Raw genomic sequence first — 18,404 nt, forward strand, 5'->3', positions numbered from 1 at the left:
TAGGCCCCTTCGGCGCCTGCGCAAGACTGGGCGGGAACGGCATCCGACCGAAACCGGCTGGATTTGTGAATGGCTGAAGTGGAAAAAGGTCTCGTCATCTTCGATTGCGACGGCGTTCTCGTCGACAGCGAACCGATCTCCATCGGCGTCCTGGTCGGCGCCATGCGCGACGCCGGCGTCACGATCGACGAAAATGGCGCGTATGAGCGGTTTCTCGGGCGCAGCCTTTCGACCGTTACGGACACGCTGCGCAGCGAGTTCAATATCGCCGCCGGGGAGAAGTTCCTCGAACGAATGCGAATTGACCTCTATGCGCGGTTCCGCGCGGAACTGAAGCCGATCGAGGGCATCCGCGAAACGCTCGATGCATTGGACCTGCCCCGCTGTGTGGCCTCCTCCAGCCAACTGGAGCGCATTCGCCTCTCGCTGGAGGTGACCGGGCTCCTCGACCGGCTCTCGCCGCATATCTTCAGCGCGAGCATGGTGAGGCGCGGCAAGCCGGCGCCCGATCTTTTCCTCTACGCGGCGCGCGAAATGCATGCCGAGCCCGAAAGCTGCATCGTCGTGGAGGACAGTCCAGCCGGCATAGAGGCGGCGCGGGCGGCCGGCATGACGGTCTTCGCATTCACCGGCGGCACCCACGCCAACCTGCCGCGCTACCGTGCCGAATTGGACAGGCTTGCGCCGGAAGTGGTGTTTGACGCCATGCCGGATTTGATACACCTTGTCCAAAAATACAGAGCGGACGGGACACATCCTTAATGCGTGATTATGTGGTTGCGGTCGATATCGGCACGGGCAGCGCTCGCGCCGGCGTATTCGATGCCCGCGGACGACTGCTCGGCAAAGGCGAGCATGTGATCGTGATGAACAGGCCGCGCGAAAATCATGCCGAGCACGATTCCGAAGACATCTGGGCGGCGGTCTGCGCTGCGGTGCGCCAGGCACGGCAGCTCTCCGGGGTGCGTGCCGAGGAGGTCGGCGCCATCGGCTTCGACGCCACCTGCTCGTTGGTGGTGCGCGACACGCAGGGCAGCCCGCTCACGGTTTCGACCGGTGGCGAGCGCCGCTTCGATACGATCGTCTGGCTCGATCACCGGGCGCTGAAGGAAGCGGATTTCTGCACGGCGACCGAACATCGCGTGCTCAAGCATTCCGGGCACTTCATGTCTCCGGAGATGGAAATCCCGAAGCTGATGTGGCTGAAGGCCAACATGCCGGACACATGGGAACGGGCAGGCTTTTTCTTCGACCTTGCGGATTTCATGACTTGGAAGGCGTCCGGCTCGTCTGCGCGCTCGCGCTGCACGCTCACGTCCAAATGGAACTATCAGGCCCACCTGCAGCAGGGGTGGCAGGAGGATTTCCTGGAGGCGACGGGGCTTTCCGACCTGCGCAGGAAGGGTGGCCTGCCGGAGGAGACGGCGCCCGTCGGCACCAGCGTCGGCAGACTGACGCGCGAGGCAGCCGAGGCGCTCGGCCTTCATGCCGATTGCGAGGTTTCGACCGGCATGATCGACGCCTATGCCGGTGCGCTCGGCGTCCTCGGCTCCCACGCCGGCGATCCCGGCAGGCTGGAGCATCAGCTTGCCCTCATCGCCGGCACCTCGAGCTGCATCGTCGCCTTCTCGCGTGAGCCCAAGCCGAGCCACGGCATGTGGGGGCCTTACTACGAGGCGGTGTTTCCGCAATCCTGGCTTGTCGAAGCCGGACAGTCGGCAACGGGCGCCTTGCTCGACCATATCGTGCGCATGCATGCGGCCGGCGGTGAGCCGACAGCCGCGTTCCACGATCGCATCGTCAAGCGCATCGCCGAGCTTCGTGCCGTTGAGGGCGACGAATTCGGCGCGCGTATCCATGTGCTTCCCGATTTTCATGGCAATCGCTCGCCGCACGCCGATCCGCACGCCGTCGGCGTCATCAGCGGCATGACGCTCGATGCCTCCTTCGACGGGCTTTGCCGCCTCTACTGGCGGGCCAGCCTCGCCATTGCGCTTGGAATCCGCCATATCCTGGAGAGGATGAACGAGTACGGCTACACGCTTGATACGCTCCACGTCGCCGGCGGCCACGTCAGGAATCCCGTGCTCATGGAACTCTATTCGGATGCCACGGGCTGCTCCGTGGTTATTCCGAAGATGAACGAGGCGGTCCTTCTGGGCACTGCCATCGCCGCGTCCGTGGCCTGCGGGATGTATGAGGATCTTGCCGTCGCGGGCGCCGCGATGCATCCGGGCGGGGAAGTTCGTGCACCGGACAGGTCGCGGATGGCGCTCTATGATCGCGACTACCGCCGTTTCCTCGCGATGCACCGTCACCGATCGGAACTGGACGCGATCTCGTGAAGCTCAGCGATTCGGTGGGTCGCCGAACGTCGCCTCGAGCTCGGCTATCCGCCTGCCGCGAATGTTGGCTTCGGCTCCCGCAAGGAGAATGACCGCCTCCGCGAGACATTCCAGCAGGGCAATGAGGGCAGGAAGGTTCTCGCGGTTCTCCGAGCGGAGGAGTGACAGGGCGAGGGTGGTGCTGGCATACTCGGTTGCCCAGTCCGTATAGCGGCCGGTCAGCAAAAGCACCTTGCAGCCGGATCGCCGGGCCGATCGCGCAAGTATCCTCGACTTGGTGAAGCGCCGACAATCAATGATGATCAGCAGCGTATCGTCCATCCCCTCGCGCGCGAGCAGGTCCATGTAGCTTCCGCTCATGCCGTCGAGATAGCGCACCCTGTCGCGCGCATGGCCGAGCCTGTAGCAGAAATGATGGGTCAGGCTGTCCAGGCGGGGGTGGGAGGCAACGAAGACCTCGCCCGACGAAAGGATCAGGCCCGCGGCCTCCGCCCATTGTGGCTGGCTGATAAGGTTGTGAAGATGGTGGAGGGCGTCGATCTGCTCGGCCACCAGGCCCGCGAGCGGATTCCCGTTAGAATTGCTCCGCTGGTGCGCGTCCGGGACAACGGATTCCCAGCTCGCAGTAGCGGCGGTGTCGCGTATGTGGACCTTCATGCCGTCCAGGCCCTGATAGCCGAGCGTGCGAAGGAAGCGGCCCACGGTCATCGGGCTGAGGTCGAGCCTGTCTGCCACGGAGGCGGCGGTCTCAAAAGGAAGCTCGTTCAGGTGCTCGGAAAAATATCTCGCGATTCGCCGTTCGGCGGGAGTGCCCGATTTCACATATTGCCGCAGTTTTTGAACAAGATCTTCCAAGCAAGCCTCGTTACCGCCTAGCTGGCGCATCGTCTGAGCGAACTGAATTTAAGGTCATGCCCCCACGGGATACTTGCGAAACTGCTCGCAGGTTTAAGTTCTTGTTTTTATAAACGGGCTAACTATATATTAGTTAATCCTTTATTACAATATTTCTGTTTGCGCAATGCTGTGTGCCAATTGGAAGCATACTTGTCTGCAATTGCGGTCATTCCTACATCACAACCTCAATCAAAAGGATGAGGGAATGATTCTAGACGCAGCGCGATTGTCCTTTTCCAATCTTCTAGCGCCGGAAACGCGTGCCATATTCTGGAAGGTGCTCGGACTGACGGTTCTGGCACTTGCCGCATTGTGGCTGGCCGTGCGCGGTGTGTTCATTGCCTTTGCGCTGCCGTGGATCGAGAGTTTCTTTCCGGGCGTTCCGGATTGGGCCGGCTGGCTGGCATTCGTATTTGCCGTGTTTGCCGGCCTCGGCCTGGCTGTCGCGCTCGCGCTGCTTCTTTCGCCGGTGACGGCGTTGATCGCAGGCCTTTTCCTCGATGATGTCGCGGAGGTTGTGGAACGGCGCGACTATGCAGCCGATCCGCCAGGAAATGCCATGCCGCTGGGGCCGGCAATCGCCAGTTCGATCAAGTTCCTGGGCGTGGTTATCCTAGGCAATCTCGTGGCTCTGGCACTATTGTTCGTGCCCGGCGTGAACCTGATCGCCTTCTTCATCGTGAACGGCTACCTGCTCGGGCGCGAGTTCTTCGAGTTCGCGGCGATGCGCTTCCGCTCGCCCGCGGAAGCGCGGCTTTTCCGCGCCAAGCATTGGCAGACGGTCTTTCTCGGCGGCCTGGTGATCGCCGCCTTCCTTGCCGTGCCGATCGTCAACCTGCTCACGCCGCTCTTTGCCGCCGGCATGATGGTCCATCTTCACAAGCTCCTGTCGCGGCAGGACCGGGGGTTCCGCGGCTAGCGGGTACGGGCTATGCCGGCAGGGCGGAGGCGTCGTACATAGCGGCGAATTCCGCGCTCGGCGGGATGGGCTTGATTACGTCGATCAGCACGCCGTTCGGATCAGCGGCTATGAAATGGCGCTGCCCGAAGGCCTCGTCGCAAAGATCCTTCAGGATCGGCAGCCCCGCCTTGCGGCAGGTCTCGTGGACGGCATCCGCATCATCTACCTCGAAATTCAGGATGAGGCCCGATACCCGGCCGCGGCTCGCTGCCGGTATGGTTTCGTGGTTGCCGTCGAGGATCGCAAGCGTCACGTGCGGATCCTCTTCCGACTGGAGATGGATGTACCAGTCGCTGGTAAAGAGCGGCGCAAAACGAAAATGGTCGCAATAGAATGCGGCCGTGCCGGCGACATCGTCCGTCATGATCACGGGGTAATAGCTCGTCGATTTCATCTTCTCCTCCTTCGGAAGTTAACATACAATCTGCATGTTTCTTTTATTAACATACATACAGACTGTATGTAAATGGTGTTGAATGAGCCGCAGCAATCGCGAGAGAACCGAGACGACGAGGAACGCATTGATCGAGGCGGCGCGCGCGCTCTTCGTATCCAAAGGCTATGCCGACACCGCGACGCCCGAAATCGTGGAGGCGGCGGGGCTTACGCGCGGCGCGCTCTATCACCATTTCGAGGACAAGAGGGCGCTGTTCGAGGCGGTTATCGCACGAGAGGCGCAGGCCGTCGCCGAGGCGATCGAGGCGGGATCACCGCAGTTCGGCACGGCATATGAAAAGCTGATCTCCGGTGCCGCGGCCTATTTCGACGCGATGGCCGTCCCGGGCCGGACGCGTCTGCTGCTGCTTGACGGCCCCGCTGTGCTCGGCCTCGACGAGCTCGGCGCGATCGACCGCGAGAATGCCGAAGGGACCCTGCGGGAGGGGCTTTCCGACTACCTATCGGAAAGCGGCAAGCCGCTCGACCTGCTCGACCCCCTGACCGTGTTGGTCTCGGCCGCCTTCGACCGCGCGGCGATTGCAATCGCGGCCGGCGGCGACAGGATAGACTACGAGCGAGCCATCGCTGCTCTAATCGACGGCATCGGCGCCGATCAGCTGCGGCGGTAGCTCCACCAGCGGGGCGGGCACGTCGCAGGTCTTTTCCGGCGAGCGACAGAGATCGGCGATGACGCAGCGCTCGCATTCCGGCTTGCGCGCTTTGCAGCAGTATCTTCCATGCAGAATCAACCAATGATGCGCATGATACAGATAGTGGTTCGGAATGGCTTTCAGCAGCCGCTCTTCCACCTCGTCCGGCGTTTTGCCCGGCGCGAGCCTGATGCGGTTAGCAATCCTGAATATGTGCGTGTCGACTGCCAGCGTAGCTTTCCCGAAGGCCATTGAAAGCACGACGTTTGCGGTCTTGCGGCCGACGCCCGGCAAGGTGACCAGTTCCTCCCTGGTCTGCGGCACCTCGCCGCCATACCGCTCCACGAGCATCCGGGAAAGGGCGATGACGTTCTTCGCCTTGTTCCTGTAGAGACCGATCGTCTTGATGTAGTCGCGCAGGCGCTCCTCGCCAAGCTCGAGCATCTTCTCGGGCGTATCGGCAATCTTGAAGAGAGCGCGCGTCGCCCTGTTGACGCCGGCGTCGGTCGCCTGGGCGGAAAGCGCAACCGCAACGACGAGCGTGAAGGGATTGGTATGCTCGAGTTCGCCCTTCGGCTCGGGCCGCTGCACGGAGAATCGACGGAAGATCTCTTCAACCTCGGCCTTGGAATAGGCACTGCGCGCCTGCTGCTTCCGCCGACCGGTCGCACTCAGCTTGCGCGGTGCATCGATCATGGATTTTGGTTTGGGATTTGACATGGAGAATCTATACTCAACCGCCATGACGGAAAGCAACGCCGACGCGCTCCAGGAGCAACCCGTTTTTGCGGCGGAACTCTACCCCTACCGGTCACTCGGTCGGAAGGGCTTCCGGATATTGCTGCTTATGACCGGTGGCGTCTGCCTTTTCTACGGAATGCTCTTCGCCACCACCGGCGCATGGCCGATCGGCATGTTCTTCGGGCTCGATTTTGTACTGCTCTACGGAGCCTTCTGGCTGAACTACCGTTCGGGCAGGGTGCGCGAGGAAGTCACGGTCTCGCGCACGAGCGTTTCGGTGCGCAAATACTCGCCTTCAGGCCGGATGGTCGAGCACCTGTTCAATCCCTTCTGGACCCGGTTCTTCGTTCGCCGTCACCAGGAGATCGGCATTCTCTCGATGTACATCGCCGGCGAGGGCCGGGGCACGGATGTTGGCTCCTTCCTCAATCCGGAGGATCGGGAAAGCTTCGCCAAGGCCTTCAGGGGCGCGCTCGCCACCGTGAAGCGGCGCATATAGCGCGACAGCAAGAAACGGGTGGCCTGCGGCTCTCCTTCATGGTTTTCTTCCCACAAGGAGAAATACGATGAACATGATAGCAAGCCTCTCGCACGACATCACGCCCACGGGTTCCGATTACGAGACCGTTCGGCAGGTCATCGAGCTCATTTCCGAGGATTATCGCGAGCAGCCTTCCCTGGAGGCGATCGCGTCGCGTCTCGGCCAGTCGCCGACCCAATTGCAGAAGACCTTCACGCGCTGGGCCGGCCTTTCGCCGAAGGCCTTCCTGCAGGCCGTTACGCTCGACCACGCCAAGCGCCTGCTTCGCAAGGAGGAGATGCCGCTGCTGGAAACCTCCATAGAGGTCGGTCTCTCAGGCCCCAGCCGTCTGCACGACCTCTTCGTCACGCATGAGGCGATGTCGCCCGGGGAATGGAAGGCGAGGGGCGGCGGCCTGACGATCCGCTATGGCTTCCATCGTTCGCCCTTCGGAATTGCGCTCGTCATGGTCACGGACCGCGGACTTGCCGGCCTCGCCTTCAGCGATACAGGCGACGAGAAGGCGTGCCTGGAAGACATGACATGCCGATGGCCGAACGCGGACTATGTGGAAGATACAGAGGCGACCGCCACCTATGCCGAGCAGATCTTCGAGCCATCGCGGTGGTCGTCCGACCAGCCGCTCCGCGTCGTCCTGATCGGCACGGACTTTCAGGTCCGCGTCTGGGAGAGCCTGCTAAAGATCCCGATGGGTCATGCAGTCACCTATTCGGACATCGCAAACGATATCGGACAACCAACTGCCGCGCGCGCCGTCGGTGCTGCCGTCGGCCGCAATCCGATCTCGTTCGTCGTGCCCTGCCATCGGGCGCTCGGCCGCAGCGGGGCGCTCACCGGCTACCATTGGGGACTGACGCGCAAGCGCGCCATGCTCGGTTGGGAATCCGGTCAGGTATAGGGAGAGCGCGGGCGAGCTCGGCATGCGCCATGCCGGGATGGCGCTGAGCGACCCGACTTGCGGGCTTATCGGCTGGACGCGGAGTGTTGCGGCGGATTGAGCGCGACGTCGGCGGCGGCATCGCCTGCAAGCTCCAGCAGTGCCTTCGCTGCGCTCTCGTCGGTGATCAGAGTATTGCAGCCGATCCGCTTGATCGTGGCGCGGATTGCCACGGCCCGGTGCGCGCCACCTGAGGAAAGAACGATGTGCTTGGCGTTCTTCAGCGTATCCAAGTCGACCGACATGACGCGGCGGTTGATGGAGTGGTCGACGGAATTGCCGTCACTGTCGAGGAAATTGAACATGGTGTCGCAGACGCAGCCCGCGTCGACCAGTTCCTGAAGTTCCTTCTTGGAGATCCAGCCTTCGGAAAGCGAGGTCGAGTGCGGGCCGATATCTCCGCAGCTGACGATCGCCAGATCGAGGTCTTCCGCGAGCCGGTAGATCGTGTCCAGCCCGCATTTCTCGATGAGATTGCGCTTGGTCTGGACCGAATCGACGAGCAGCGGGGCGAGGAACATGTAGCACTCCGCACCGAGCTGGTTTGCCAGCCGCCAGGTGTAGTCGATCGGGTTCGTCTGGTGCACGGCGACAATGCCGCCGAGCAGCGAAACGATCTTGCAATTGTCCCGGCGCGGTGGGCGGAAGCTTGAAAGCGAGGCCGTCATGGTACGGCCCCAGCCGACACCGATCGTATAGTCGTCGGGTATCGCTTCCGAAAGAAAACGACCGAGCGCGAGACCCACGCTCCTTGCGACCGCGTCCACCGTCGGTTCGGCGGGGGCGGGGACGACGATTGCCTCGTCAAGGCCGTAGGCGCGTTCCAACTTGATCGCAAGCTCGACGCAGTCGTCGATCGCCTCGTTGATCCATATCTGAACCTCGCTGCGCTTCATGGCCTCATCGAGGAGGCGGATGACGGTGGTGCGGCTGATGCCGAGCTGCTCGGCAACGTCCTTCTGGGTCAGTCCCTGGTTGTAGTAGAGCCATGCGGCCCTCAGTCGCAGGGATGCCGCCTCCGAATAGGCGGTGTGCGTGCCGCGTCTCAGCTTTACCACTGGCCTTCCCGCACTAGATAGAACCGATCTGCCGCCAAGTGGCGGTCCGCGACGCCTTTGGCCGCCTTGGTGTCGATATTGTACGACATGAAACTTATGTCAATTGAAATGCACAAATGTCCCTTGACTTTTCGCCGGGCGTTTGGCGATAGTCGTGCGGAAGATCGGGTTTGCTCGTCCGGGGGAGGACAGAGTGCGAGCATGCGGGAGACGAGGAATTTTGCGGGCCGCTCATGCGGTTTTTTGTTGTGGTCGGTAAGTTTTGGCCGGAAAATGAGGCGAAGGACGTCGTTCGACGGGATGCTCGCTGGACCCCTCGCCCTGACGAAGCGACCACCGCGGATGTGGCCGCAAGCATGGAATCTCTTCCTGACTGAAGCATAAGCCGGGCGATGGCGTTCCGGCCCAACAGTTCAAGTTCACAAAGGATAGTCATCATGACCTCAAAGCTTGACCAACTCCGCGAGATCACCACGGTCGTTGCCGACACTGGCGACATCGAAGCCGTTGCCCGCCTGAAGCCGGTCGATTGCACCACGAACCCCAGCATCGTCCTGAAGGCGCTCGGCACGCCGATGTTCGCAGACGCGATCAAGGAAGCTGTTGCCTGGGGCAAGAAGCAGGGCGGCAATCCGGAAGCCGTGTCTTCGGCCGTCGCCGACCGCCTCGCCATTTCCGTCGGCGCTGCGCTGGTGAAGCTCGTTCCCGGCCGCGTATCGACCGAAGTCGACGCCGACCTTTCTTTCAACCAGGAAGCTTCGCTTGCCAAGGCGCGCTCCATCATCGCAGCCTACAAGGAGCGCGGCATCGAGCGTGACCGCATCCTCATCAAGCTCGCTTCCACCTGGGAAGGTATCCGTGCCGCCGAAATTCTCCAGAAGGAAGGCATCGACTGCAACCTGACGCTTCTGTTTTCCAAGGCCCAGGCTATCGCCTGCGCCGACGCCAAGGTTTTCCTGATCTCGCCTTTCGTCGGCCGCATCCTCGACTGGTACAAGAAGTCGACCGGCAAGGAGTACACGCCTGAGGAAGATCCGGGCGTCGTCTCCGTCCGTGACATCTACAACTACTACAAGGCCAACGGCATCAAGACGATCGTCATGGGTGCCTCGTTCCGCAGCGCCGGCGAGATCGAAGCGCTTGCGGGTTGCGACCGCCTGACGATCGCGCCCGCTCTGCTCGACGAGCTCGCAAAGGACCAGGGCAAGCTCGAGCGCAAGCTCTCGCCCGAGGCCACGAAGGCCGCGCCGAAGGTTTCCGTCGACGAGAAGACTTTCCGCTGGATGATGAACGAGGACGCAATGGCGACCGAAAAGCTGGCAGAAGGCATTCGCGCCTTTGCCAAGGACCTCGGCACGCTGCGCGCCATGGTGCAGAAGGAACTCCAGCTCGCCGCTGCCTGATACGGCCCGGGACGCGGAGGGACGCACAGGCGTCCCGGCTCCGCGCGTCGATTGACCACGGACCCGCCGAGATCCTCGGCGGGTTTGCTTTTCGGACGGACAATGCGCCTGGGCCTGACTGGAGGACCGCGATCAATGCAGATGGATAACAAGCGATCGCCTGGCTCGCGGTGGATCCTTGCCCAGATCCGGCGGCACCAGAGTTATGTCGCCGCCGTCGTGGTCGGCGTTCTTGCATTTGCGTTCCTGACCTCCGGCCAGGCGAATGCGACCAACCTGCTGACCAGCTGGAACCTGTCTGCAATCTGCTATCTCGGCTTCACCTGGTACCGGATGATGCGCTCCAACGCCAGCCGCATCCGGCAGCGTTCCGCCGATCTCGATTTCTCCGACGTCGTGCTCCTCTCCCTGTCGATCGCCGCAGCTCTGGCAAGCATCGGCGGCATCGCGATCGAGCTTCACAACGTCGATAATGCACCGCGAGACGTCGCGCTGATGCGGGCCTTCGTGGCAATCGTCACAATCCTCATTTCCTGGTTCTTCCTGCACACGCTCTTCACGATCCACTATGCGCACCGCTTCTATGCGGCTCCCGGCAAGGGTGGCGGCCTGAAGTTCCCCGAGCTTGCAGGCGATCCCATCTATTGGGATTTTCTCTACTTCTCCTTCACGATCGGCGTCGCGGCGCAGACGGCGGATGTCAGCATCACGACGATGGACATGCGCCGACTTGCGCTGCTCCATGCGGTGCTGTCGTTCCTGTTCAATACGACGATCCTGGCGCTTGCCATCAATGTCGGGGCAAGCCTGCTGTAGCGCAGCCGCGCCTGCTAGACGCTCGTGACATTCCTCACTGCCGCAACGTTCGTGCGATGCACCTCCTCATAGGGCTCGAAATAGAGGATGGCGCCCGCCGCGATATTGTCGGCCACGAATTCCTTCAGGCTCTCGTCACCCCGTTGCGCGAGCGAGGCGGGGTCGCTCACTCGCTGCAGATAGCGTCTGTTTGCATCGATGAGACTTGCCATATAGCCGCCGGCCTCGATCCGGCCGGGATCGCCATGGCAGGGCAGGATGCGGTGGATCGGCCAGGTCCGCATCCGCTCCAGTTCGCGGATATGGACGGCGAGGCGGTCGGCCTCTGAGATGTAGGTCACCGTATCCTCCAGCGTATCGCCTGCAAGGAGAAGACCATCGTCCGGCAACCAGATCACGTTGCCGTCGGCGCTGTGGATATCGAAGTGGTGCAACTCCACATTCCGGCTTCCGACCTTCAGGTCGAGCCGATTTTCGAAGAGGCGGGTTGGCATCACGAGCGGCGAGATCGGTGGGTTGGCGTGCTCGATCTTCTCGCGGTTCTCTTCAAGGCGTTCGGCGGTCAGCCTGAGCGCGATGATTTCGCAATCGGCGAAGACCTCGTTGCCGGCGATGTGGTCGTCGTGCCAATGGCTCAGCACGACGCGGATCGAGCGAACGCCGATGGCTTGCAAATGGGAGCGGATTGCCCGGGCATGGTCGAGCGAGATCGAGGTGTCGTAGACGATTGCCACGTCGCCATCGACGATGGCGTAGGAAGCAACGCCCAGGCTGTAGGCGCCGTCGTCCAGCCAATTGGGCGACGGGGAGTGCAGCCGGCGACCTTCGATGCGGCCGTCATAGTAGGCGAAGATACCCGGATAGGGCTCCAGTATCCTGAGTGTCGCAGTCATGTCGGCCATCTTGGTACCGTCCGGTTTTGGCTTCGTCAGCGTCGCAGCATAGCGCCGAACGCCTGCCGTTCAATTGCCGCCGGACATGGAAAAGGACGCGTCTGGCGCGTCCTTCCTAATTCGCGTCGACCTCTGGTGTCGCGGCGCTAGAGAACCGCCTGTCCTGCCATGAAGGCGAGCACCAGGAAGATCACGAAGATGATCAGGGCCAGGGCAAACAGCACCCTCGCGATCGTCGCCGTCGCCGCTGAAACGCCGGAAAAGCCGAAGAAGCCGGCGATGAGTGATATCACGAAGAATATAAGAGCCCACTTGAGCATGCATGTCTCCTCTGCCTTGCACTGAGTAATGACGCGGAAGGCGCGAGTTTGTTCCGCAATCGTCAAATCGGCCGGCGGCAGGCTGGCACCCTTCTGAAGACGATCAGGCCGGCTTGCGGCCGGCCTGTCGCGTGCATGCCTGCTTCAGCAGGTCTTCGTTGCGAGGCCGTCTTCGACTCGGCAGGTTACCGGTCGCTCGTCACATCAGGCCCAACTGCTTGTAGAAACCGAGGGCGTCGTAATAGTCGGACTGCTGCTTGATCGCCCCGTTCTCAATGACGAACACCGAGGCGCCATCGAAGGAGAAGGGCTTGTTGGTCGCCTTGGTCCCGTCCGCCCAGGCGCCGCTGTTCGTGCCGCTGAAGGTCCACTCGAAGGAAACCCTGTCGCCGCTCACGATCGGCTCGCCGCGCATGACCCATTTGAGATCCGGCACGGCGGTCATGAAATTGTCGATCACCGCGGATTTGGCCTCTGCCTTGCCGACGGTGGGCTTGCCGACGGAGGCGTCATAGTAGCTCACCTTCTCGTCAAAGAGAGCGGCCGCCTTTTCGGCATCATGGGCATTCCAGGCGGCGAGATAGTTCTCCACGACCGAAAGCGACGGGCTGTCTGCGGCGCGTGCCGGGAGAGCAGCGAGCCCGGAGGCGATGCATAGGCCGCCGAAGGCGGCGAGAAAGGCACGACGTTCCATATCATTTCTCCCTGTTTCCTCTGTCCTCTGGATTGCGGCCGGTATGTCCGGCCGTCACTGTTATCCGTGATTGATCATCACGTGACGCACGGTGGTGTAGTCCTCCAGGGCATAGACCGACATGTCCTTGCCGTAGCCGGATTGCTTCACGCCGCCATGCGGCATCTCGTTTGCCAGCATGAAGTGCGTGTTGATCCAGGTGCAGCCATATTGCAGCCGGGCGGCGGTCTGCATGGCCCGGCCGATGTCCTTGGTCCAGACCGAGGAGGCAAGGCCATAGTCGCTGTCGTTCGCCCAGTTGACGGCATCCTCGACGTCGCTGAAGCGGGTGACGGAAACAACCGGGCCGAAGACCTCGCGGCGGACGATCTCGTCCTCCTGCAGAGCGCCGGCAATGACTGTGGGCGTAAAGAAGAAGCCCCTGTCGCCGGAGGTCTTGCCGCCTGTGGTGATCTCCATGTGCTTGTGCTCGGAGGCGCGGGTGACGAAGCTCTCGACCCGGTCGCGCTGGCGCTTGGAGATGAGCGGGCCGATCTCGTTTTCGGTGTCATCGGCCTGGTTGAAGCGGATGCTCGAGACGGCCGATGTCAGGTCGGCGACGAAGCGGTCATAGACCCGAGCGTCGGCATAGATGCGGCAGGCGGCGGTGCAGTCCTGGCCGGCATTGTAATAGCCGAAGGTGCGGATGCCGGAGACGACGGCCTCGATATCGGCATCGTCAAAGACGATGACCGGAGCCTTGCCGCCGAGTTCCAGATGGGTGCGCTTGACGGTCTTGGCGGCTGCCTGCAGCACCTTCTTGCCGGTCGCGACATCGCCGGTGATCGACACCATGCCGATCTTCGGGTGATTGATCAGCGCGTTGCCGACCGTTTCACCACGGCCGAGCACGACGTTGACGACGCCTTCGGGAAGGATGTCGGCGAGCAGCTTCGCCATCTTGAGCGCCGTCAGCGGCGTCTGCTCGGACGGCTTGAAGACGACGGTGTTGCCGCCGGCAATCGCGGGCCCAAGCTTCCAGGCCATCATCATCAGCGGATAGTTCCACGGCGCGATCGAGCCGACGATGCCGATCGGATCGCGCCGGATCATAGAGGTATGGCCGGGCAGATATTCGGCGGCCACAGGTCCGCTCAGGTTGCGCACTGCGGCGGCGAAGAAGCGATAGCAGTCGACAATCGCGGGCATCTCGTCGTTCAGCACCGCATTGATCGGCTTGCCGCAATTGAGTGCCTCGAGCGCAGCGAAGCCTTCGGCGTCCTTCTCGATCGCGTCAGCAATCTTCAGGAGATAGGTGGAGCGCTGCAGCGGCGTCGTCTGCGACCAGCTGCGGAATGCTGCCTCGGCGGCCTCGACGGCGGCATCGACCTGCCCGAGCGAAGCTTCCGGCAGGTTGAGCACGTCTTCGCCGGTCTTCGGATTCAGGATGCGCTCTTCGGTTTCCGTGCCCGTTTCGAAGCGGTCTCCGATCAGCATCTGGGTATCCATGATGTTCTCCCTTTTTATTTGCCGGCTCCGGCGATCTGGTCGCCGTCGCGGGTGAGATAGTAGGCTGCCAGGATCGGCAGGAAGGTAACGAGGACGACGGCCATGGCCACGACATTGGTGACGGGGCGCTGGCGCGGACGGATGAGTTCCTCGAGCATCCAGATCGGCAGCGTCGTCTGCTGGCCGCCGGTGAAGGTCGTGACGATGACCTCGTCGAAGGAGAGCGCGAAGGCGAGCATGCCGCCGGCGAGAAGCGCCGTTCCGATGTTCGGCAGGATGATGTGGCGGAAGGTCTGGAAGCCGTCGGCGCCGAGGTCCATCGATGCCTCGATCAGCGAGCCGGAGGTGCGGCGGAAGCGGGCGACCGCATTGTTGTAGACGACGACGACGCAGAAGGTCGCGTGGCCGAGTACGATCGTCCAGACCGAGAAGGGGATGTCCATCAGGCTGAAGGCCGAACGCAGCGCAATGCCGGTGATGATGCCGGGCAGGGCGATCGGCAGGATGACGAGCAGCGAGATCGCCTCCCGGCCGAAGAATTTCGTCTGGCTGACGGCGGCCGCGCAAAGCGTGCCAAGCACGAGCGCGATGGCAGTCGCGATACAGGCGACCTGGAGCGACAGACCGAGTGCCGCCCAGACATCAGGACGGTCCCAGGCGATCCCGAACCATTGCAGCGTCAGGCCCGGCGGCGGCCATTGATAGCTCTTTTCCTCCGTCGTGAAGGCGTAGACGAAGATCAGCAGGATCGGCAGGTGCAGGAAGAGAAGGCCACCGGCCGCTGCGAGCTTGAGGATGAGAGGGGAGCGATTGCCGCGATCAGAGCGCATCGAAGGCCCCCATTCGTTTTGCGAGCCAAAGATAGATCGCCATGATGACGATCGGCACGACGGAGAAGGCGGCGGCGAGCGGCACGTTGCCGGCCGTGCCCTGCTGCGCATAGACCGCCTGGCCGATGAAGAGCCGCGAGGAGCCGACGATCTGCGGGATGATGTAGTCGCCGAGCGTCAGCGAGAACGTAAAGATGGAGCCGGCGATGATGCCGGGCAGCGCCAGCGGCATGATGACGCTGCGGAAGGTCTGCTGCGGCGTGGCGCCGAGATCGCCGGAGGCCTCGATCAAATTGCCCGGCACGCGTTCGAGCGCTGCCTGGGTCGGCAGGATCATATAGGGCAGCCAGATATAGACGAAGACCAGGAAGGTGCCGATGTAGCTCACCGAGAGCGAATTGCCGCCGACGATCGGCAGGGCAAGGATGCCGTCGAGCAGCCAGGCGAGATGCAGCTTGGCAAAGATCCAGGTGAGGATGCCTTCCTTGGCAAGGATCAGCTTCCAGGCATAGACCTTGACGAGGTAGCTCGACCAAAGCGGCAGCATGACGCCGAGGTAGAAGAGCACCTTCCACTTTCCTTGGGCATAGCGGGCCGCGTAATAGGCGATCGGGAAGGCGATGAAGGCCGAAGCGATCGTTACCAGAGCGGCCATCAGCACGGTGCGAACGATGATGTCGAAATTCGTGGGGTTGAGAAGCTGGGCATAGGTTGCCAGCGTGAACTCGTAGTTGATGAGGCCCGAGAAGTCGTCGATCGAGAAGAAACTCTGCAGCAAGAGCGCGATCAGCGAGCCGATATAGATGATGCCAAGCCAGAGCAGCGGCGGCGTCAGCATCAGGAAGAGCAGCAGCTTCGGCTTTCTCCAGAAGAGATCCGAGACGGCGCCGAACAGCCCGCCGCGCCGGGGCAGGATCGAGGTCGACGAAGGCAGGGCAGCTGTTGTCGCGGCGGATGTCATGCTGCGTCATCCATGTAATGAATGTCGGCCGGCGCCCAGGCGATCTGGACGGAGGCGCCCGTCGCCGGGATCGGCTGCCCGGCCGGCACGGTCACGTGAAGCCGCGTGCCCCGGGCCTCGACCGCAAGCCGGGTCGCAGCACCGAGGAAGCTCGTCGCAGCGACCATGGCGGGAACGCCTTCGCCGGTCGCGAGCCGGATCGCCTCCGGCCTGAGGCTCGCCCAACGCCGCTCACCGCCGAACGCGGCCATTGCGTCGGGGGCGATCACATTTGACGAACCGACGAAATCCGCGACGAACCGGGTGCGCGGACGCTGGTAGATTTCCTGCGGCGTGGCCTGCTGGACGATGCCGCCGTCGTTGAAGACCGCGACGCGATCGGCCATCGACAGCGCTTCGCCCTGGTCATGGGTGACGAAGATGAAGGTGATGCCGAGGACCCTTTGCAGGCTCTTCAATTCCTCCTGCATCTGCTCTCGCAGCTTCAGGTCGAGCGCGCCGAGCGGCTCGTCGAGGAGGAGTACCTTCGGTTTGTTGACGAGCGCACGGGCGAGCGCGACGCGCTGACGCTGGCCGCCGGAAAGCTGGCTGGGGCGGCGCGCGCCGTAGCCCGGCAGCTTCACCAACTCGAGCGCCTGCTCTGCGGCGCGCATCCGTTCTGTCTTGCCAACACCCTTGACCATTAGCCCGTAGGCAACGTTGTCGACTATATTGAGATGCGGGAAGAGGGCGTAATCCTGGAAGACGGTGTTGACGTTGCGGCGATAGGGCGGCATGCCTTCCGCCGTCTCGCCGAATATCTCGATGTGCCCCGCGGTCGGCTGCTCGAAGCCGGCGATCAGGCGCAGGCAGGTGGTCTTGCCCGAGCCGGAAGGCCCGAGCATGGCGAAGAACTCGCCCGGCGCAACGTCAAGATCGACGCTATCGACGGCGCGAACCTGGCCGAAATGGCGGGAAACCCTTTGAAAACGGACGGCGGGGGTCATTGTGGTACTCCAGTCATTCATCCGCGGCGTGCTGCTGCCTGGATTGCGGGCGTCGAAGCCTTCGCCTTGCCGGTGGCTAAGGAGCGTGGCCATGCTTCTCACGGTTTCGGTGTTTCAGCGGGCCGCAACCCATGTCGAGGCTTTCAGCCTCTCCGCCAGGGGAGAGGCTGAAAGCGCGTTGGCGCTGTCGCGTCGTCGATCAGCGGCCGCCGATCACGCCGATATAGTCGGATACCCAGCGGTGATACGGCACGCACTCGCTCTCGCTCGAGCATTTGGCAACCGGCGTCTTCCAGAACTTGATCTTCTCGAAGTGGTCGAAGCCGTTCATGTTGCAGCCGTCGTCCGTCAGCAGTTCGTTGCCCTTGCAGGCGGCGGGCACGGAAGGAACGGCACCGAACCAGGAGGCGGCATCGCCCTGGACCTTGGCCTTCAGCGAATGCTCCATCCACATGTAGGCGCAGTTCGGATGCTCGCTGTCGACATGCAGCATGGTCGTGTCAGCCCAGCCCGTCACACCTTCCTCCGGGAAGGTCGAAGCGATCTTTGCCTTTTCGGTCTGTAGCAGGTTCACCTGGAACGGCCAGGAACCGGAGGCTACAACGCCCTCGTTCTTGAAGTCGTCGATCTGGATCATGGCGTCGTGCCAGTAACGAGAAACGATCTTGCGCTGTCCGCGCAGGAGCTCGATCGCCGCCTTGTACTGATCCTCGTTCAGCTCATAGGGATCCTTGATGCCGAGTTCCGGCTTGTGCGCCATCAGGTAGAGTGCGGCGTCAGCGATATAGATCGGGCCGTCATAGGCCTGCACGCGGCCCTTGTTGGACTTGCCGTCGGGAAGCGTTTCCTCCTCGAAGACGACCTTCCAGCTGGTCGGCGCGTCCTTGAAAGTATCGGTGCTGTACATCAGCACGTTGGGGCCCCAGAGATAGGGCACACCGTAATGGACGCCGTTCACCGTATGCCAGGGCGCGTTCTGCAGGCGCTCGTCGATGCTCTTGTAGCTCGGGATGAGGTCCGTATTGATCGGCTGTACGCGCTTGCCAGCCACCAGGCGCAGCGAGGCGTCGCCGGAAGCGGTCACCAGGTCGAAGCCGCCTTCGTTCATCAGCGCGACCATTTCATCCGATGTCGCCGCCGTCTTCACGGAGACCTTGCAGCCCGTCTCCTTTTCGAAGTCGGTGACCCAGTCGTAATTCTTGTCGGTGTCGCCGCGCTCGATATAGCCGGCCCACGCCACGATGCTGACGGCGCCTTCGCCCTTGCCCAGTTCCTTCAGCGGTTCGGCGGCCACGACCTGCGTCGCAAAGCTGAAGGCAGCCAGAATCGCAGTCGAATATTTCAGATGGTTTTTCATCGGAGTTCTCCCGGTCTTGCGCTGCTTTTTGCAGCATTTGTTCCCAGGTAGAAAACTGATCCGATTTCCGAGCTTTCGCAAATTCATT

The 18,404-nt window shown here is 62.4% G+C and carries 20 protein-coding genes; 8 read left to right on the forward strand and 12 right to left on the reverse strand.

The features are described from left to right. Positions 1-69: 69 nt before the first annotated feature. Entirely contained in the window at positions 70-762 is a 693-nt protein-coding gene (locus tag EV286_RS21250) for an HAD family hydrolase (RefSeq protein ID WP_132959158.1), read from the forward strand. After that, positions 762-2,345, forward strand: a complete 1,584-nt coding sequence (locus EV286_RS21255) for an FGGY-family carbohydrate kinase (RefSeq protein ID WP_132959159.1) — start codon at positions 762-764, stop codon at positions 2,343-2,345. The genes EV286_RS21250 and EV286_RS21255 overlap by 1 nt, the downstream gene beginning before the upstream one ends. A 3-nt stretch (positions 2,346-2,348) precedes the next feature. On the opposite strand, the gene EV286_RS21260 is transcribed toward EV286_RS21255, so the two are convergent. Next, positions 2,349-3,200 carry a MurR/RpiR family transcriptional regulator gene (locus tag EV286_RS21260; RefSeq protein WP_132959160.1) on the reverse strand — a complete coding sequence of 284 codons (852 nt, stop codon included), beginning with the start codon at positions 3,198-3,200 and terminating at the stop codon, positions 2,349-2,351. Positions 3,201-3,447: 247 nt separating this feature from the next. On the opposite strand from EV286_RS21260, the gene EV286_RS21265 reads away from it, so the two are divergent. Next, complete coding sequence (locus EV286_RS21265) at positions 3,448-4,161, forward strand: sulfate transporter family protein (RefSeq protein WP_132959161.1); 714 nt, start codon at positions 3,448-3,450, stop codon at positions 4,159-4,161. 10 nt (positions 4,162-4,171) lie between these two features. Here EV286_RS21265 and EV286_RS21270 read toward each other — a convergent pair whose 3' ends face one another. Next, positions 4,172-4,597 carry a VOC family protein gene (locus EV286_RS21270; protein WP_132959162.1) on the reverse strand — a complete coding sequence of 142 codons (426 nt, stop codon included), beginning with the start codon at positions 4,595-4,597 and terminating at the stop codon, positions 4,172-4,174. 82 nt (positions 4,598-4,679) lie between these two features. Between EV286_RS21270 and EV286_RS21275 the strand changes: the two genes are divergently transcribed. After that, positions 4,680-5,270: a TetR/AcrR family transcriptional regulator gene (locus EV286_RS21275; protein ID WP_132959163.1), complete on the forward strand. Its 591-nt coding sequence runs from the start codon at positions 4,680-4,682 to the stop codon at positions 5,268-5,270. On the opposite strand, the gene nth is transcribed toward EV286_RS21275, so the two are convergent. After that, positions 5,232-6,035, reverse strand: coding sequence for an endonuclease III (gene nth / locus EV286_RS21280; protein ID WP_132959164.1), 804 nt, complete (start codon positions 6,033-6,035; stop codon positions 5,232-5,234). The two genes, EV286_RS21275 and nth, sit on opposite strands and share 39 nt — an antisense overlap. Between nth and EV286_RS21285 the strand changes: the two genes are divergently transcribed. Together EV286_RS21285 and EV286_RS21290 are read left to right on the forward strand one after the other, a co-directional pair. Continuing rightward, positions 6,034-6,531, forward strand: coding sequence for a DUF2244 domain-containing protein (locus tag EV286_RS21285; protein ID WP_132959467.1), 498 nt, complete (start codon positions 6,034-6,036; stop codon positions 6,529-6,531). The two genes, nth and EV286_RS21285, sit on opposite strands and share 2 nt — an antisense overlap. A gap of 67 nt (positions 6,532-6,598) precedes the next feature. Next, positions 6,599-7,471 (forward strand): bifunctional helix-turn-helix domain-containing protein/methylated-DNA--[protein]-cysteine S-methyltransferase, encoded by an 873-nt coding sequence (locus EV286_RS21290; RefSeq protein WP_132959165.1) that lies wholly within the window; start codon positions 6,599-6,601, stop codon positions 7,469-7,471. 65 nt (positions 7,472-7,536) lie between these two features. Here EV286_RS21290 and EV286_RS21295 read toward each other — a convergent pair whose 3' ends face one another. After that, entirely contained in the window at positions 7,537-8,568 is a 1,032-nt protein-coding gene (locus tag EV286_RS21295) for a sugar-binding transcriptional regulator (RefSeq protein WP_132959166.1), read from the reverse strand. Positions 8,569-9,005: 437 nt separating this feature from the next. Here EV286_RS21295 and tal point away from each other — a divergent pair, with 437 nt between their 5' ends. Together tal and EV286_RS21305 are read left to right on the forward strand one after the other, a co-directional pair. Then, complete coding sequence (gene tal, locus EV286_RS21300; protein ID WP_132959167.1) at positions 9,006-9,971, forward strand: transaldolase; 966 nt, start codon at positions 9,006-9,008, stop codon at positions 9,969-9,971. A 135-nt stretch (positions 9,972-10,106) separates the two neighbouring features. After that, entirely contained in the window at positions 10,107-10,787 is a 681-nt protein-coding gene (locus EV286_RS21305) for a DUF1345 domain-containing protein (protein WP_132959168.1), read from the forward strand. Positions 10,788-10,801: 14 nt separating this feature from the next. Here the strand turns inward: EV286_RS21305 and EV286_RS21310 are convergent, their stop codons facing one another. From EV286_RS21310 to EV286_RS21345, 8 genes are all read right to left on the reverse strand, one after another. Next, a complete protein-coding gene (locus EV286_RS21310; RefSeq protein WP_132959169.1) occupies positions 10,802-11,689 on the reverse strand; it encodes an MBL fold metallo-hydrolase in 888 nt (295 codons plus the stop codon). A 137-nt stretch (positions 11,690-11,826) separates the two neighbouring features. Next, positions 11,827-12,000 carry a DUF1328 domain-containing protein gene (locus EV286_RS21315; RefSeq protein WP_132959170.1) on the reverse strand — a complete coding sequence of 58 codons (174 nt, stop codon included), beginning with the start codon at positions 11,998-12,000 and terminating at the stop codon, positions 11,827-11,829. A gap of 199 nt (positions 12,001-12,199) precedes the next feature. Beyond that, positions 12,200-12,694: an ester cyclase gene (locus tag EV286_RS21320; protein ID WP_132959171.1), complete on the reverse strand. Its 495-nt coding sequence runs from the start codon at positions 12,692-12,694 to the stop codon at positions 12,200-12,202. Between the two features lie 60 nt (positions 12,695-12,754). Further along, positions 12,755-14,182 carry a gamma-aminobutyraldehyde dehydrogenase gene (locus EV286_RS21325; RefSeq protein ID WP_132959172.1) on the reverse strand — a complete coding sequence of 476 codons (1,428 nt, stop codon included), beginning with the start codon at positions 14,180-14,182 and terminating at the stop codon, positions 12,755-12,757. Between the two features lie 14 nt (positions 14,183-14,196). Next, on the reverse strand, positions 14,197-15,012 hold the full coding sequence (locus EV286_RS21330) for an ABC transporter permease (protein WP_132959173.1): 816 nt from the start codon (positions 15,010-15,012) through the stop codon (positions 14,197-14,199). Beyond that, on the reverse strand, positions 15,002-15,973 hold the full coding sequence (locus EV286_RS21335; RefSeq protein ID WP_132959174.1) for an ABC transporter permease: 972 nt from the start codon (positions 15,971-15,973) through the stop codon (positions 15,002-15,004). The genes EV286_RS21330 and EV286_RS21335 overlap by 11 nt, the downstream gene beginning before the upstream one ends. Further along, entirely contained in the window at positions 15,970-16,959 is a 990-nt protein-coding gene (locus tag EV286_RS21340) for an ABC transporter ATP-binding protein (RefSeq protein WP_132959175.1), read from the reverse strand. The genes EV286_RS21335 and EV286_RS21340 overlap by 4 nt, the downstream gene beginning before the upstream one ends. A 199-nt stretch (positions 16,960-17,158) precedes the next feature. After that, on the reverse strand, positions 17,159-18,316 hold the full coding sequence (locus tag EV286_RS21345) for an ABC transporter substrate-binding protein (protein ID WP_132959176.1): 1,158 nt from the start codon (positions 18,314-18,316) through the stop codon (positions 17,159-17,161). Positions 18,317-18,404: the final 88 nt, after the last annotated feature.

Source organism: Rhizobium sp. BK251 (assembly GCF_004345245.1).
Lineage (GTDB): Bacteria > Pseudomonadota > Alphaproteobacteria > Rhizobiales > Rhizobiaceae > Rhizobium.